This window comes from Meridianimarinicoccus roseus (assembly GCF_003172915.1).
Classification (GTDB): domain Bacteria; phylum Pseudomonadota; class Alphaproteobacteria; order Rhodobacterales; family Rhodobacteraceae; genus Meridianimarinicoccus; species Meridianimarinicoccus roseus.
In genome coordinates, this window is sequence record NZ_QGKU01000029.1 from 30346 (window position 1) to 45891 (window position 15546).

Below are 15546 nucleotides of genomic sequence, written 5' to 3' on the forward strand. Positions count from 1 at the left end.
TATCAGTATGGCCACCGAACGCACATTGTCGATCATCAAACCCGATGCCACCAAGCGCAACCTGACGGGCAAGATCAACGCGAAGTTCGAAGAAGCGGGGCTGCGCATCATCGCGCAGAAGCGGATTCATTTGACCAAGGCGCAGGCCGGAACCTTCTACGCCGTGCATGCCGAACGTCCGTTCTATGATGAACTGTGCGAATTCATGGCCTCCGGTCCGGTGGTCGTTCAGGTACTGGAAGGCGAAAGCGCAATCGCCAAGAACCGCGAAGTGATGGGCGCGACCAACCCGGCCGACGCGGCACAGGGCACGATCCGCGCCGAGTTCGCCGAAAGCGTCGGCGAGAATTCGGTCCATGGGTCCGATGCACCGGAAACCGCCGCGGTCGAGATCGCCTATTTCTTCTCGGGTCTCGAATTGGTCGGCTGACCGGATCTTTCGATCACCCCGATTTCCGCAAGGGCCGCATCCAGATGGGTGCGGCCCTTCGCGTTGGGGCCTTCGGTGTACTGCCGGTCGGTGCCCGGGCCATCCACGTTCCGGCCGATGCCCTCCGGACGCGCGCCGGTCTTGAGGGCGTCAAAGCGGCGGCGCAGGGCTGACTTCTCGTCGCCGCGCGCGTCGTTCCAGTGGCGGCCCTGCAGCCCCATCGCAACGGCAAGATATGCGATGAAATGCGGACGACTGCCGCGGTCCAGAAGCCTGCCATAGGCAGCATCGGGGCCAAGATCGCGCAGGGTTTCCGCATCGGGCACACCGGCCGCGGCGAAGGCGGACTGCATCGCCGCCCCCAGATTGCGAATGGTCGTGATCGGGGTCGTCATGGCTGCATGAGACCGCGCCGGAGGCCGGTCCGCAAGCGGTCATGGCGCCGCGATCAGATCATCGCCCAGTCCTTGAACTGGTAGGGTTTCACCGGGTCCGGGCGCGGGCGGCGCGCCATCGGCGGAACGGTCTGGCGTGGCGGGGTTTGGTCGCTGGATTGGGACATGGGGGACACTCCTTCTTAACACCCCCATGACAGACTAATAAAATTACAAAATCCAGACTTTTGACGAACAATGGTTACCAAAGTATGGTTCTCCGCCATCCTGTCGTCTGAAAACCACAACCAAGGTCGCAGTCCCTGCACGTCTAACGCGATTTCAGCGCCTCGAAATTGGCGGCAAGGCGGTTTTGGATGTAGTCGGCGGCGGTGATCGGCGGGTACTTGCCCAGCGGCCCCTGAAGAATCGCATCCCGGTTGGCCTGCGCGAAGAACGGGATCGAATAGCGCGGGCCGAGATATTCGTCGGGGCGGGGCATCCGCACACGATGCGGGTTTGAAAGCAGCCGATCGTCGGACCAGCGCATCAGCATGTCGCCGATATTGCAGGTGATGATGCCTGTGACCGGCGCAACGTTTGTCCAGTCTCCGCCCTCGGCCTCGGCACCGGGGCAGACCTGCAGGCCGCCCTGTCCGGTTTTCTGGTGCAGAAGGGTCAGGCAGTCGAAATCGGTATGCGCCCCCGCGCGCCAGCCTTCGAAATCGCCGGGCTTGGCATCGGTCATCGGCAGGTAGTGGATCAACCGCAGCGTGGACTGGTATTCCGGGCTTGCCGGATCGTGGTGCCCGGTGAAGAACGGCTCGTCCAGTCCCATCTTCAGCGCGAAGCACGACAGCACCTTCATCGCCACGTCCCAGTTCGCGCGCTCGAAGGCGAGCATCGTGTTGCGGAACCCCGGTATCGCGGCTTCGTCCGGCCAGAGCCCGTCCATGCGCGGGCGGGTGATCTGGTAGCTTTCCTTCTGGTCCGGCGTGCCGGTGGAGGGGCGCACCTGGCTCTTGAATTCCCAGCCTGCGTTGGTGCCTGGCTTCAGTGGCATGCGCGCCTTTTCCGCTTCGGGAAGCGCGAAGAAGGCTTCGGACAGCGCGAAGGCTTCTTCGATTCGGGCCATCGGGATGCCGTGACCTGTCAGCTGAAACAGTCCCAGCCCGGTCGCCGCCTGCCACAGTTCGTCGGCGATCTCGGCCTTGCGGGTGTCGAAATCGGTCAGGTCGATCAGCGCGACCTCGCGGTCGCGCTCGCGGCCCATGCCGCCGATCCGCGTCTCGCGGTCCAGTTCGTCAAGTCGGGAAGTCATGGCAGTCTCCATCCAGCATAAGGGGCTGGAGCAATGACCTGGCGCGCTGCGCCTGACTGCTTCTACTCCGGTCGCGCCGGAAGTTCGCGGCATCCACACAAGGGAGGAGCAAGGAGGACACCGCGAACCATCCGGCAATGTCACCTTGCCAAGTGGCGCCGCCTCCGCATAGCCGGGCCTCGCGGGTCAGGCTGCGCTTCTGCCGCCACCGTGGGTGGTTGAACGGTTTTTGTGCAGAACCGCCCCGCCCGTTCAAGAGGGCGGCAATTGTGAAATCGGCGATGTGTCTTTCGGCGCCGACGGTCAGCGCAGGACGTTGTCGCTGACGGGAATCACATCCACCGCCTGCGTGCTGACATTCGGGCCCGCCGTGCGCAGTATGCCCTGCACCGGCGCGATGTCGTCATAGTCGCGCCCCACCGCGACCACGATGTGATCGGCGGCGGGCGTGATCGCGTTGGTGGGATCGTATTCCACCCAGCCCGCATCCGTCCCGCACCACGCGCGCACCCAGGCGTGCATCGCATCTGCGCCGTCCAGTCGCGGCTGTCCGGGGGGCGGTTCGGTGCGCAGGTAGCCGCTGACATAGCCCGCAGGCACCCCAAGGCTGCGCAGGCATGTGATCATGATATGGGTGAAGTCCTGGCACACGCCGCGCCGCGCTGCGAACGCCTCGCTGGCGGGGGTGTCCACGTTGGTTGCTTGCGCATCGAAGGCCATGTCGGCGTTCAGCCGTGCGCCGATCGCCTGCACCGTGCCGCGCGCGGTCATGCCCGGCGACAGGCAGGCACGGGCATAGGCGGCCATCCCGTCATCGGCCGGAATGCGCGGCGACGGGCCGAGGAAGTGATGCGGTGCCTCCGCCGAAAGCGAGGTGACGGAAGCGATGTCGCCCGGCAGGTCCGTCAGGGCCGCAGACACATCCAGATCACCGCTGCGGGGCAGAATCTCGACCTGAGCGCGCATGGCGATGCTCATGCGGGCATGGGGGGTGTCGTGCATGACCGTGGTCGCCGTGTTGCCGAAGAAGTCCCGCCGCGTGGCGTATTCGGCCGCCGCGGGCGTCACCACTAGCTGCTGAACCGTCAGCCGTTGGCGCCCGGCGATGTCGGCGGGCACCACGCGGATCTGGTGCCGCCCGGTGCCCGCGGCGCCGGGGTAATCATGGGTGATCCGCAGGCGTATGTCATACCGCATGGCGCGCTCAGTGCAGGTAGGTTGTTGAAATCAGGTCTGACAGCCGCCACAGGCCCAGCCGCAGACCGGTCAGCTTCGCGGGTGTCAGTGTGTCCGGCGTCTCCACAGCCAGCCGAGTGTGGATCTGCAGGCCCAGCCGCGCCATCGGTGCCAGCCGCCCATGTTCCGAAGATCCCGGCAGGTGATCGATATGCGCCTTGGCACGCGACAGGTGGTAGAGCACGGCGCGCGGGTTGGAATCGTCCAACGCCATCAGGTCCGACACGCTGGTCGGGGTGGCCGCACCGGCATAGCGCGTGCGGTGCGCCATCGCGCTGTCGCCCAGTTCCAGCAGCAGGTCGAGCGCGCCGTCCGGTGCATCGTCGCGCGCCAGTTCGGCCAGCAGCGTGCACATGTTGGCCGCACGTTCCAGCGACAGCCCGAGGCTGAGAAAACGCCAGCCGGTGGACCGGTACATGTTCTCGTGCACGAGGCCGGAAAAGCCCGTGATCTTGCGTAGCAGCACGGACACCTTGCGCGGGATGTCGTCGGGAGGGATCGGCGTTGCCGACATCTTGCGCGCGGCTGCGACGAGATCCTGCAGCGCCATCATGCCATCGACCGAGAAGCGGTCGCGCACCCGGCTGCCGCAGGTCAGCGCGGCCTCCAGCGGATCGTCGAAACTCCGAGCCAACTGGCGCGGCATGACCGTTGCCTCGCCGCTGCCGGGGGCGATCAGTCCTTGCACAGCGCGCATCAGCGGCTGGTCCGAGGACAGCCCGCCGCCGCGCCGGTCGTGATACGCCCGGAACAGGCGCATGTTGCCCTCGGCCCGTTCAAGATAGCGGCCCAGCCAGAACAGGTTGTCGGCCGACCGGCTGGGCAGGGCTTCGGCTTCCTGCGGGTGCGCTTCGGTCAACAGGGACGGGGCAGCGGTGATCTGTCCGCCCGCGCGTCCGGCCGCGCCCATGACCCAGACATCTGCGACCATGCCGCCCTGCTGCATCGCGATGGCGGCGGTGTCGGCGCCGCTGCCGATCCGCGCGTAGCCGCCGGGCATGGCCTGCCAACCGTCACGGGTGCGCGCCAGAAAAACGCGCAGCACCATCGGGCGCGCGACCAGCCCGCCATCGGACCAGACCGGCGTCGTGGACAGCGTCACCGCCTCCTGGCCGACAAGGTCGCGCCCCTCGCTGGCGAAGCGCCGCGCCAGCGCGCCGGTGTCCATTCCGCCGCCGATCGACGTGCCGTCGCCCGCATCGAACGGCAGCCGCGTGGCATAGGCCGACCCGATCATCATCCGTTCGCGGTTGGCGAGGACGTGGTCGCGTTCCCTCGGCTGGCCGCACCACCATGTTGCGATGTTCGGCAGCGCCAGCGGGCCGCCGGTCCAGGCCCGGCTGATCTTTGGCAGGAAGGACAGCAGCGCGCGGGTTTCGAGGATCCCGGTGCCAAGCGCATTGACCATCCGCACACCGCCCTGGCGTACCGCGTCCACCAGCCCGGGCGTGCCGATCTGGCTGGCCGAGGCCAGTTCGATCGGATCGCAGGTCACGGCATCGAGCCGCCGCCACAGCACCGATACCGGGTGCAGCCCGTCCACCGTGCGAACCAGCACCCGGCCCTTGCGCACGGTCAGATCCTCGCCCTCGGTCAGCAGCAGGCCAAGATGACGCGCGATGAATGTGTGCTCGAAATAGGCGTCGTTCATCGGGCCTGGCGTCAGGATCGCGATGCGGCCCTTCTGCCCGTCCTCGCCCCGCTGCGGCTCCATCGCCTGCTGGAAAGCGCGGAAGAAACCGGCCAGCCGCCGCACGTCGCTACGTGCGAAGAAATTCGGAAAGATGCGCGAGGTCGCGGTCCGGTTTTCCAGCGCGAAGCCGGATCCGGACGGGGCTTCGGTCCGGTCGCCCAGCACCCACCACTTGCCGTCGGGCCCGCGGCCGATCTCGAACGCGACGAAGTTCAGGAAATGCCCGCCGGGTGGTTCCACACCGACCAGCGGGCGCAGCCAGCCGGGGTTCTGCGCTATCAGCGACGCGGGCAGGAAGCCGTCCGCGACCAGCCGGTTCTCGCCGTAGATGTCGGCGACGACCCGTTCCAGAAGGTCGGCGCGCTGCTTCAGCCCGTCGGTGATCTGCTGCCATTCGGCATCGGCGATCAGTACCGGCACATGGCTGAGCGGCCAGTCGCGTTCCGCCGGGCCGCTGGTGTCGTACTTGCGGTAGAACACCCCCGCGTCGCGCAGGTAGCGGTCGCCACGCGCGAAGCGCAGGGCGATCTCGGACGGGCTGAGCCGCGCGAGATGCGCCGCCATGTCCCGCCAGACCGGGCGCAGGCTGCCGTCGGGAAGGACCAGCTCGTCCGCCTGACCCGCCGTGCGGCGATACGCCTGCAGCAGGCGCGCCAGGTCGTCGTCGCGGATCTGTTCCCCCCGCCCGGTCACCGGTTCACAATCCCGGGCGCCGCCGCAGATCGAGCGTCATCGGAAACTCCGGATGCGGCGTCTCGGCGGGTGGCGCATAGGCGCCTGGCGTGTGCCCGTGTGGTTGGAACCGCGCAAGGCGGCGCGCCTCGGCCTCGTTGCCGTTGACCGGGAACGTGTCGTAGGACCGCCCGCCGGGATGCGCCACGTGATAGGTGCAGCCCGCCATCGCCTTGCCCGTCCAGGTATCGAAAATGTCGAACACCAGCGGCGCATCGACCGGCAGCACCGGGTGCAGCGCCAGCGGCGGCTGCCAGGCCTTGTAGCGCACCGCACCGACCGATACGCCGTTCGCGCCGGTGGGTTTCATCGGCAGTTGCCTTTTGTTGCAGGTGACGACATAGCGCGCCGGGTCCGCGGCGGTCAGCCGGGCCTGGATACGCTCGACCGAACTGTCGGTGTAGCGCACGGTACCGCCAATCGCGCCGGTTTCGCCCAGCACGTGCCAGGGTTCCATCGCCTGCCGGATCTCGAGGTTCACACCCTCGGCGTCGATTTCGCCGCAGAAGGGGAATCGGAACTCGGCCTGGGCCTTGAACCAGTCAGGTTCAACGTTGAAGCCATGCTGGCGCAAATCGCGGATCACGTCTTCGAAATCCGCCCAGACATAGTGCGGCAGCATGAACCGGTCGTGCAGCGCCGTGCCCCAGCGCGTCAGCGGGCCCGACAGCGGCGCCTCCCACAGCCGCGCGATGATGGCGCGGATCAACACCTGCTGGGCAAGGCTCATGCGCGGATCGGGGGGCATCTCGAAGCCGCGGAATTCCACGAGGCCGAGCCGCCCGGTCGGCCCGTCGGGGGAATAGAGCTTGTCGATACAGATCTCGGACCGATGGGTGTTGCCGGTCACGTCGATCAGGCTGTTGCGCAGCAGCCGGTCCACCAGCCAGGGCAGCGGCGGCATCCCCTGGTCGGGCGGCATGATCTGGTCGAGCGCCATTTCCAGCTCGTACAGCGTGTCGTGCCGCGCCTCGTCGATGCGCGGGGCCTGGCTCGTCGGGCCAACGAAGATCCCCGAGAAGAGATAGCTGAGCGACGGGTGCCGCTGCCAGTAGAGGATCAGGCTTTTCAGAAGGTCGGGGCGGCGCAGGAACGGGCTGTCCATCGGGGTGGAGCCGCCGACGACGACATGGTTGCCCCCGCCCGTGCCGGTGTGGCGCCCGTCGATCATGAACTTGTCCGCGCCAAGGCGGCACTGGCGCGCCTCTTCATAGACCGCTTCGGTGGTGGCGACGCATTCGTCCCAGCTTGCGGCGGGGTGGATGTTGATCTCCAGCACGCCGGGGTCGGGCGCGACGCGGATCACGTTCATGCGCGGGTCATGCGGCGGCGCATAGCCTTCGATGTGCAGCGGCAATTTGTGGGTGCGCGCGGCGGTTTCGGCGGCTTCAACCAGTTCCAGGTAATCCTCGATCCGTTCGACCGGCGGCATGAACACGCACAGCCGCCCGTCGCGCGGTTCCACCGACAGGGCGGTGCGCACCGGGCCGTCCAGTTCGCTCAGCGCGCCGGGGCGCTGTTCGCGCTGGGCCGCGTGCGGGGTGTCGGGCGTGAAGCTGGCGCGCGGCTGGCCATGCCCGTCCGGCCCTTCGCCGGGTGCGGGGGTGCGCACCGGGTCGGGGAGGGGGCCGCGATCCTCGTTCGGGTCGGCGGGATAGGTATAGGGAAAGGCCACCGGCGCGATATAGGGCAGGCTATTGAGCGGCAGACGGTAGCCCACCGGGCTGTCCCCGGGCACCAGGAACAGGTACTTGCGCCGCAGCTTCCAGCGTTCCGACCGCCAGCCGCTGGTGGACCGGGCCTGCCATTTCTGCACCGGCAGCGCGAAGCCAGCGGGCTGCGTCAGCCCGCGTTCGAAGACCCGCGCGATGCGGGCGCGTTCCTCGGCGTCCTTCAGCTTGGAGTTTTCCGGCGTGACATTTTCGGGCAGGTTCGCCTCGCGCAGCATCCATTCGGCCGGATCCTCGTAGGCGGCGAGGATGTTGTCGCGGGGTACGCCCAACTCGTCCGCCATGCTGGCAAGGATCGCCTCGGCCTCGGCCGGACCCACGTCGCGTTTTCTGCCTTCCTCGGCCACGAGGTCGGGATCGGTCCAGATCGGCTTGCCGTCCCCCCGCCAATAGAGCGAGAAGGTCCAGCGCGGCAGCGTCTCGCCCGGATACCATTTGCCCTGACCGTAATGCAGGAACCCGCCCGGCGCGAAACGGTCGCGCAGGCGGCGGATCATCTTGTCGGCCAGCACCCGCTTGGTCGGCCCGACGGCGTCGCTGTTCCATTCGGCGCTTTCGAAGTCGTCGATCGACACGAAGGTCGGCTCGCCGCCCATGGTCAGGCGAACGTCTCCCTTGGCAAGCCTCGCGTCGACCTCGTGGCCCAGTCGGTTCAGCGCCGTCCAGGCGTCGTCCGAGAACGGTTTGGTGATGCGCGGATGCTCCGCCGTGCGCCGCACCTGCATGTCGAAGTCGAAATCGACTTCGGGCGCACCGTCGGCGGTGAACCCGCCCGAGATCGGCGCGGCGTTGCGGTAATGCGGCGTGGCGGCCAGCGGGATGTGGCTTTCACCCGTCAGCAGGCCGCTGGTCGGATCCAGCCCGATCCAGCCCGCGCCGGGCAGGTAGACTTCGCACCAGGCGTGCAGGTCGGTGAAGTCGACCTCTGTGCCGGACGGACCGTCCAGAGCCTTTAGGTCGGGCTTCAACTGGATCAGGTAGCCCGACACGAACCGCGCCGCGAGCCCGAGATGCCGCAGTGCCTGAACCAGAAGCCAGCTTGTGTCGCGGCACGAACCCTTGCCGGTCTCGAACGTCTCTTCGGGTGTCTGCACGCCGGGCTCAAGCCGGATGACATAGCCGATCTCGTTGGCGAGGCGGCTGTTGATCCCCACGAGGAAGTCGATGGTGCGCTGCTTTCCGCGCGGGATTGATGCAAGGAACTTGCGCAGGTGCGGCCCGGCCGGGTCTGGCTGGCGGTAGATCGACAGGTCGATGTCGATGTCCTGCGGGTATTCGAAGGGAAACTCCTCGGCCACTTCCTCCACGAAAAAGTCGAACGGGTTGTAGACCGACATGTCGGCGACGAGGTCCACCTCGATCTTGAACTCGCGCACGGGTTCGGGAAACACGTAGCGCGCCAGCCAGTTGCCGTATGGGTCCTGCTGGTGGTTCTCGAAATAGGGGCCGGGCGAGACCTTCAGCGAATGCGAGATGACCCGCGTGCGCGAATGCGCCGCCGGGCGAAGCCGGATGACTTGCGGCCCGAGCGTGACGGGTCGGTCGTACTTGTAATGGGTTAGGTGGTAGATACTCGCCGTGATTGACATGGGGCCTCTTTCTGGCTGCGTCGGGGGCAGCCTGCGACGGTCGCGGGTCAAACGCAACGCACCATATGCGCCGCCCCGCAAGGTTAATCGCGGGGTTGCGCGTTTCTGCCCATGTTTCAAGCAGGGTCCGGGCGGACCCCGTCAGAGGTTCTGGGACTGCGCCATTCCGAGCACATGGTAGCCGCCGTCCACATGGACGATTTCGCCCGTGGTGCAGGCGCCGTAGTCGGACGCAAGGTACACCGCCGTACCGCCCACCGCTTCCAGCGTGGCATTGGCGCGCAGCGGCGCGTTCGCCTCTGTGGTCTTGTAGGTCTTTCGCGCGCCGCCGATCGCGGCCCCCGCCAGCGTCTTCATCGGACCGGGCGAGATCGCGTTCACGCGGATGCCTTCGGGGCCAAGGTCATTGGCAAGATAGCGCACGGCGCTTTCCAGCCCCGCCTTGGCAACACCCATCACGTTGTAAAACGGCGTGACCTTGTTGGACCCCTGGTAGGTGAGGGTCAGGATCGTGCCGCCCGCGGTCATCATCGGATGGGCGCGGCGCGCCACCTCGATCAGCGAATAGCACGAGATGTTCATGGAGTTCAGGAAATTGGCGCGGCTGGTGTTGATGAAGCGCCCGGTCAGTTCAGACTTGTCCGAGAACGCGATCGCATGGACGAGGAAATCCAGCCGGTCCCACCTGTCGGCCAGCGCAGTGAAGGCAGCGTCCAGCGACGCATCGTCGGTCACGTCCACATCGACAAGGATGTCCGACCCCACGCTGGCGGCAAGCGGTTCGACCCGCTTGCCGAACGCTTCGCCCTGGTACGAGAAGGCAAGCTCCGCCCCCTCGTCGGCCATGGCGCGGGCGATGCCCCAGGCGATGGACCGCTCGTTGGCGACACCCATGACAAGCCCGCGCTTGCCTTTCATCAGGTCAGGCATTCAATTCTATCCGTGATATTTGCTGAGAATGAGCGTGGCGTTGGTGCCGCCGAAACCGAAGCTGTTGGACAGAACCGTGTCGAGGCTGACGCCGTCGCGCCGTTCGGTCACGATCTCGGCCGGATCGAGCGCCGGATCGAGTTCGGTGACATTGGCCGAGGCCGCGATGAAATCGTCCTGCATCATGAGAAGGCTGTAGATCGCCTCGTGCACGCCGGTCGCGCCGAGGCTGTGACCTGTCAGCGACTTGGTGGACGACATCGGGGGTGTGCTTCCACGCCCGAAGACCCGGCGCACGGCCTCCACTTCGGTCACGTCGCCCGCCGGCGTGGAGGTGCCGTGCGCGTTGATGTAGTCCACCTTGCGGTCGCCGATGGTGGCCAGCGCCTGACGCATGGACCGCTCGCCGCCTTCGCCGGAAGGAGCGACCATGTCGTACCCGTCTGAAGTCGCGCCGTAGCCGGTCACTTCGGCATAGATCTTGGCGCCGCGCGCCTTCGCGTGCTCAAGTTCCTCCAGCACGACCATGCCGCCGCCGCCGCCGATCACGAACCCGTCGCGCGTCGCGTCGAAAGGCCGGGAGGCGGTTTCGGGCGTGTCGTTGTACTTGCTGCTCATTGCGCCCATGGCGTCAAAGAGGCACGACAGCGTCCAGTCGACCTCTTCTCCGCCGCCGGCGAAGATAACGTCCTGCTTGCCCATCTGGATCAGTTCCGCGCCGTTGCCGATGCAATGCGCGCTGGTCGAACAGGCCGAGGTGATGGAATAGTTCACGCCCTTGATCTTGAACGGCGTCGCGAGGCAGGCCGACACGGTGGACGACATGCAGCGCGTGACCATGAACGGGCCCATCCGCTTCGGCGCGCCCTTGTCCTTGACGATGTTGTGCGCGGTAAAGAAGTTCGACGTGCTCGGCCCGCCAGAGCCCGCAACCAGACCCGCGCGGTCGTTGCTGACCTCGGCCTCGGTCAGGCCGCTGTCCTCGATCGCCTGCTGCATTGCAAGATAGGCATAGGCGGCCGTCGGCCCCATGAAGCGTAACTGGCGCTTGTCGACCGCTTCGGTAAGGTCGATCTGCGGGATACCGGCGATCTGGCTGCGAAAGCCGTTTTCGGCATAGACCGGTTCGGGGCGGATCCCCGAGCGGCCGTGATACAGGCTGTCGCGCACCTCAGCGGCGGTGTTGCCGATGGGGGAAACGATCCCGAGTCCGGTGATGACGACGCGGCGCATACTGCTCTCCTCACTATTGCTGGAGCGGCGGGGCGGTCAGCCTTCGGCAGCGGCCAGACCGACTTTCATGTTGGAAACGACGCAGACGACCTCGCCATCGGCAAGCACTCGGCCATCGGCCACGCCCATCTTGAGGCGGCGGTCGATCACGCGGGTGAAATCCACCTCGTAGCTGACAAGCTTGCGGTCGGGGCGGATCATGCCGGACAGCTTCACCTCGCCCGCGCCAAGCGCGAACCCCTGGCCCTGCCATCCGCGCCAGCCCAGGTTGAAACCGGTCAACTGCCACAGGCCGTCCAGCATCAGGCAGCCCGGCATGACCGGATTGCCGGGGAAGTGGCAGGGAAAGAACCACAGGTCCGGTACGATATCGAGTTCGGCCCGCACATGCCCCTTGCCGTGCGCGCCGCTGTCGGCTGACACGTCGGTGATCCGGTCCATCATCAGCATCGGCGGTTCGGGAAGCTGCGCATTGCCCGGACCGAACAACTCGCCGCGTGCGCAGGCCAGCAGCCCGTCCTTGTCGAAATGCGTCGGATAGTCACCCATACGGTGTTGTCCCCCCGGATCTTGCATGTTTGGCGTGTCCAATAGCACCGGCGTCGGACCACTGGCAAGGGCACCCGGACGGCGCACCGGCGCACCCGGGCGCGCTCTGGTCCGGTGTCTTGGGTGCCGCGCTGCGGTGCCATCACCCGGCGCGGCGCCGGGTCGTGGTTACCCTGTGACCGGATTTCATTTGAAAAAGAGGGTGTGCGCACCTTATATACTCCCCATGGCAGTTCATTCCCATCCTTCCGATATCGCAACGGACAATGCCGCCCACTGGCTCGGCCGGGCCGGGCTGCGCCCGACACGGCAGCGCGTGATGCTGGCGCAGCTTCTGGTAGGAGACGGGCAGAACCGTCACGTCACCGCTGAAAGCCTGTTCGCCGAAGTCGTCCAGAGCGGCGAGAAGGTCGCACTGGCCACGGTCTACAACACGCTTCGCGCTTTCTGCGATGCGGGGCTGATGCAGGAAGTGACGGTGGACGGCACGAAGTCTTATTTCGATACTCGCACGGACGATCATCCGCATTTCTACTGGGAAGACACGTCCGAACTGACCGACGCTCCGGCGAGCGAACTTGAGATCCACAGCCTGCCGACCCCGCCCGAGGGCGCAGAGATCGCAAAGGTCGACGTCGTCATCCGCCTGCGCCGCGTCTGATCCGTTTCCGGGCGCCTGCGCCGGAGGTGCGGGCAGGGTGATTGCAGCGCGCGGGTGCTTTGTGTAAAGCGCCCCAAACCGCGTTTTCGTGAAAGTGCGCCCGATGCCGGAGACGAAGAAGCTCTTCATCAAGACCTACGGCTGTCAGATGAACGTCTATGACAGCGAACGGATGACCGAGGTGCTGGGCGCGTCGGGCTATGTCGCCACCGACACGCCTGACGATGCCGACATGATCCTGCTCAACACCTGCCATATCCGCGAGAAGGCGGCAGAGAAGGTCTATTCCGAACTGGGCCGGATGAAGGGGCTGAAGGCGACCCGCCCGGATCTGAAGATCGGCGTGACCGGCTGTGTCGCCCAGGCCGAAGGGGCCGAGATCATGCGCCGCCAGCCGCTGGTGGATCTTGTCGTCGGTCCGCAAAGCTACCACCGTCTGCCCGAACTCGAGGCACGGGCGCGCGGAGGGGCCAAGGCGCTGGACACCGAGTTTCCCGAAGAGGACAAGTTCGAGCACCTCGCGGCCCGGCCCAAGGCGCGGCGTGCGCCGAGCGCCTTCCTGACCGTGCAGGAGGGTTGCGACAAGTTCTGCGCCTTTTGTGTCGTGCCCTATACACGCGGGGCCGAGGTCAGCCGCCCGGCCGACCGTGTGCTGGACGAGGCGCGCGAGCTTGTGGACCGCGGGGTGCGCGAGATCACGCTGCTTGGCCAGAACGTGAACGCCTATCACGGGGTCGGCCCGGACGGGCGCGAATGGGGTCTCGCCCGGTTGATCCGCGAACTGGCCGGGATCGACGGGCTGGCGCGCCTGCGCTTCACCACCTCGCACCCGAACGACATGGATGACGACCTGATCGCCGCGCATGGCGATTGCCCCAAGCTGATGCCCTACCTGCACCTGCCGGTCCAATCCGGTTCGGATCGCATCCTGAAGGCGATGAACCGCAGGCACACCGCCGACAGCTATGTCGCGCTGGTGGACCGGCTGCGCGCGGCGCGGCCCGACCTGCTGCTGTCGGGCGATTTCATCGTGGGCTTTCCCGGTGAGACAGAGGCGGATTTCGCGGACACGCTGGCGCTGGTGCGGCGGGTCGGATACGGGCAGGCCTATTCGTTCAAGTATTCCACCCGGCCCGGAACGCCGGCCGCCGACCGGCCGCAGATCGACCCCGACCTCGCCAGCGAGCGGCTTGCGCGCCTGCAGGCGCTGCTGACCGAACAACAGCGCGCCGCACAGGACGCGATGGTCGGGCGCGAGACGACCGTTCTTTTCGAAAAGGCGGGGCGGTTGCCGGGCCAGTTGGTCGGCAAGTCCGAGCATCTGCATGCGGTCCATGCCGATGCTCCGGGGTCGCTGATAGGGCAGGTCGTGCCGGTGCGGATCGTCGAAAGCGCGCCCAATTCGCTGCGCGGACAGGTGCTGCCCGACGAGGCAGGCGCCCGTCCGATTGTTTCGCCTGCGTGACATTTCGCAGACCCGGCTTGCCATGCGGGTTCCGACTTGGCAGGCTGTGAGTGCACCCTCACCCAGGAGACCTGTTTGCACACCAGCGCGTTGATCCCGCCCCAGCCAGGCGCGGCGGCCCCCGAGGTCAAGCTTGAATTCCCTGACAATCGTCTGCTGATCGACCTCTGCGGCCAGTTCGACCGCAACCTCGCCCAGATCGAATCCACGCTCGGCGTGCAGATCCTTCGGCGCGGGAACCAGCTTGCGCTGTTCGGCGATCCCGAGGCGCAGGCTCTGGCGGCCGACGCGCTGAGTGCGCTTTATGCCCGTCTCGAGGTCGGCAAGACGGTGGAGCCGGGCGATATCGACGGCGAATTGCGGATGTCCCGCGCGCGCGAGCTTGATGTCGAAGGCGACCAGCTGGAGATGTTCAAGCGAGAGCAGGTGGAAATCCGCACCCGCCGCAAGACGGTGGAGCCGCGCACCGACGCGCAGAAGGCCTATGTTCGGGCGCTGTTCGATCACGAACTGGCCTTCGGCATCGGCCCTGCGGGGACCGGCAAGACCTATCTTGCCGTCGCGGTCGGGGTGTCGATGTTCATAGACGGGCAAGTGGACCGGATCATCCTGTCCCGTCCCGCCGTGGAGGCTGGCGAGAAGCTCGGCTACCTGCCGGGCGACATGAAGGACAAGGTCGATCCCTACATGCAGCCGCTTTATGATGCGCTGAACGATTTTCTGCCCGGCAAGCAGACCGCCAAGCTGATCGAGGAGAAGAAGATCGAGATCGCGCCGCTCGCCTTCATGCGCGGGCGGACGCTGTCCAACGCCTTCGTGGTGCTGGACGAGGCACAGAACGCCACCACGATGCAGATGAAGATGTTCCTCACCCGTCTTGGCGAAGGCTCGCGCATGGTCATCACGGGCGACCGCAGCCAGGTGGACTTGCCGCGCGGGGTGCAGTCGGGCCTGCGCGAGGCCGAAACGCTGCTGGCCGGGGTCAAGGGTATCTCGTTCAGCTACTTCACCGCCAAGGACGTTGTGCGACATCCGCTCGTGGCGCGCATCATCGAAGCCTATGACGCCGCCGATGCCGCCACTGGTTGACACGCTCATCGAGGATCCCGGCTGGTCCGAGGTCGGGCTGGAGTCCTTGGCCGAGGCTGCTGCCCAGGCTGCCCTTAGCTATCTGGGGCTGGACCCCACCAGGTTCGAGATCGCGCTGCTGGGCTGCAGCGACGCGCGCATTGCCGCGCTGAACGCGGATTTCCGCGGCAAGCCAGCACCGACCAACGTGCTGTCCTGGCCGTCCGAGGATCGCGCGCCGCAAAGTCCCGGCCTGAAGCCGGTTCTGCCGCGCGTCGCCGCATCCGGCCCACCGCTGGAACTGGGCGACATCGCCATCGCGATCGGCACCTGCCGGGCCGAGGCGGATGTGGCTGGCGTGCCATTGTCGGCGCATGTTTCGCACCTCATGGTGCATGGCGTCTTGCATCTTTTGGGCTTTGACCACATCGACGACGCGGACGCGGAACTTATGGAAGCGGCCGAGGTCGCTATATTGAAGGGCATGGGCCTGCCCGACCCCTATTCCGGGGCGGGTGCGGACACCCTGGTTTGA

At 66.5% G+C, this 15546-nt stretch carries 13 protein-coding genes; 5 read left to right on the forward strand and 8 right to left on the reverse strand.

Features of this window, described 5'->3' with window-relative positions; all coding sequences use genetic code 11:
- The first annotated feature begins 7 nt into the window (after positions 1 to 7).
- Positions 8 to 430: a nucleoside-diphosphate kinase gene (gene ndk, locus DKT77_RS07150; protein WP_109811031.1), complete on the forward strand. Its 423-nt coding sequence runs from the start codon at positions 8 to 10 to the stop codon at positions 428 to 430.
- Here the strand turns inward: ndk and DKT77_RS21430 are convergent.
- From DKT77_RS21430 to fabA, 8 genes are all read right to left on the reverse strand, one after another.
- Complete coding sequence (locus DKT77_RS21430) at positions 397 to 825, reverse strand: TfoX/Sxy family DNA transformation protein (RefSeq protein ID WP_109811032.1); 429 nt, start codon at positions 823 to 825, stop codon at positions 397 to 399. The genes ndk and DKT77_RS21430 overlap by 34 nt on opposite strands.
- Positions 826 to 1135: 310 nt before the next feature.
- Positions 1136 to 2125 carry an isopenicillin N synthase family dioxygenase gene (locus DKT77_RS07160; RefSeq protein WP_238547734.1) on the reverse strand — a complete coding sequence of 330 codons (990 nt, stop codon included), beginning with the start codon at positions 2123 to 2125 and terminating at the stop codon, positions 1136 to 1138.
- Positions 2126 to 2428: 303 nt separating this feature from the next.
- Positions 2429 to 3322 carry a transglutaminase family protein gene (locus DKT77_RS07165; protein WP_109811033.1) on the reverse strand — a complete coding sequence of 298 codons (894 nt, stop codon included), beginning with the start codon at positions 3320 to 3322 and terminating at the stop codon, positions 2429 to 2431.
- A gap of 7 nt (positions 3323 to 3329) precedes the next feature.
- A complete protein-coding gene (locus tag DKT77_RS07170; RefSeq protein WP_238547735.1) occupies positions 3330 to 5747 on the reverse strand; it encodes a circularly permuted type 2 ATP-grasp protein in 2418 nt (805 codons plus the stop codon).
- A 4-nt stretch (positions 5748 to 5751) separates the two neighbouring features.
- The gene (locus DKT77_RS07175; protein WP_109811034.1) at positions 5752 to 9105 is read right to left on the reverse strand and encodes a transglutaminase family protein; all 3354 of its coding nucleotides are present in this window, start codon (positions 9103 to 9105) and stop codon (positions 5752 to 5754) included.
- Positions 9106 to 9246: 141 nt separating this feature from the next.
- A complete protein-coding gene (locus DKT77_RS07180; protein WP_109811035.1) occupies positions 9247 to 10035 on the reverse strand; it encodes an enoyl-ACP reductase FabI in 789 nt (262 codons plus the stop codon).
- Between the two features lie 6 nt (positions 10036 to 10041).
- Positions 10042 to 11268, reverse strand: coding sequence for a beta-ketoacyl-ACP synthase I (gene fabB / locus DKT77_RS07185; protein WP_109811036.1), 1227 nt, complete (start codon positions 11266 to 11268; stop codon positions 10042 to 10044).
- A gap of 36 nt (positions 11269 to 11304) precedes the next feature.
- Positions 11305 to 11817, reverse strand: a complete 513-nt coding sequence (gene fabA / locus DKT77_RS07190; RefSeq protein WP_109811037.1) for a bifunctional 3-hydroxydecanoyl-ACP dehydratase/trans-2-decenoyl-ACP isomerase — start codon at positions 11815 to 11817, stop codon at positions 11305 to 11307.
- A gap of 226 nt (positions 11818 to 12043) precedes the next feature.
- Between fabA and irrA the strand changes: the two genes are divergently transcribed.
- The 4 genes from irrA to ybeY all read left to right on the forward strand — a co-directional run bounded on the left by irrA (position 12044) and on the right by ybeY (position 15546).
- Positions 12044 to 12478 (forward strand): iron response transcriptional regulator IrrA, encoded by a 435-nt coding sequence (irrA, locus tag DKT77_RS07195; RefSeq protein WP_109811038.1) that lies wholly within the window; start codon positions 12044 to 12046, stop codon positions 12476 to 12478.
- Positions 12479 to 12581: 103 nt separating this feature from the next.
- Positions 12582 to 13943: a tRNA (N6-isopentenyl adenosine(37)-C2)-methylthiotransferase MiaB gene (miaB, locus tag DKT77_RS07200; RefSeq protein ID WP_109811039.1), complete on the forward strand. Its 1362-nt coding sequence runs from the start codon at positions 12582 to 12584 to the stop codon at positions 13941 to 13943.
- Positions 13944 to 14018: 75 nt separating this feature from the next.
- A complete protein-coding gene (locus tag DKT77_RS07205) occupies positions 14019 to 15032 on the forward strand; it encodes a PhoH family protein (RefSeq protein WP_109811040.1) in 1014 nt (337 codons plus the stop codon).
- Positions 15016 to 15546: an rRNA maturation RNase YbeY gene (gene ybeY / locus DKT77_RS07210; protein WP_109811127.1), complete on the forward strand. Its 531-nt coding sequence runs from the start codon at positions 15016 to 15018 to the stop codon at positions 15544 to 15546. Before DKT77_RS07205 ends, ybeY begins: the two co-directional genes overlap by 17 nt.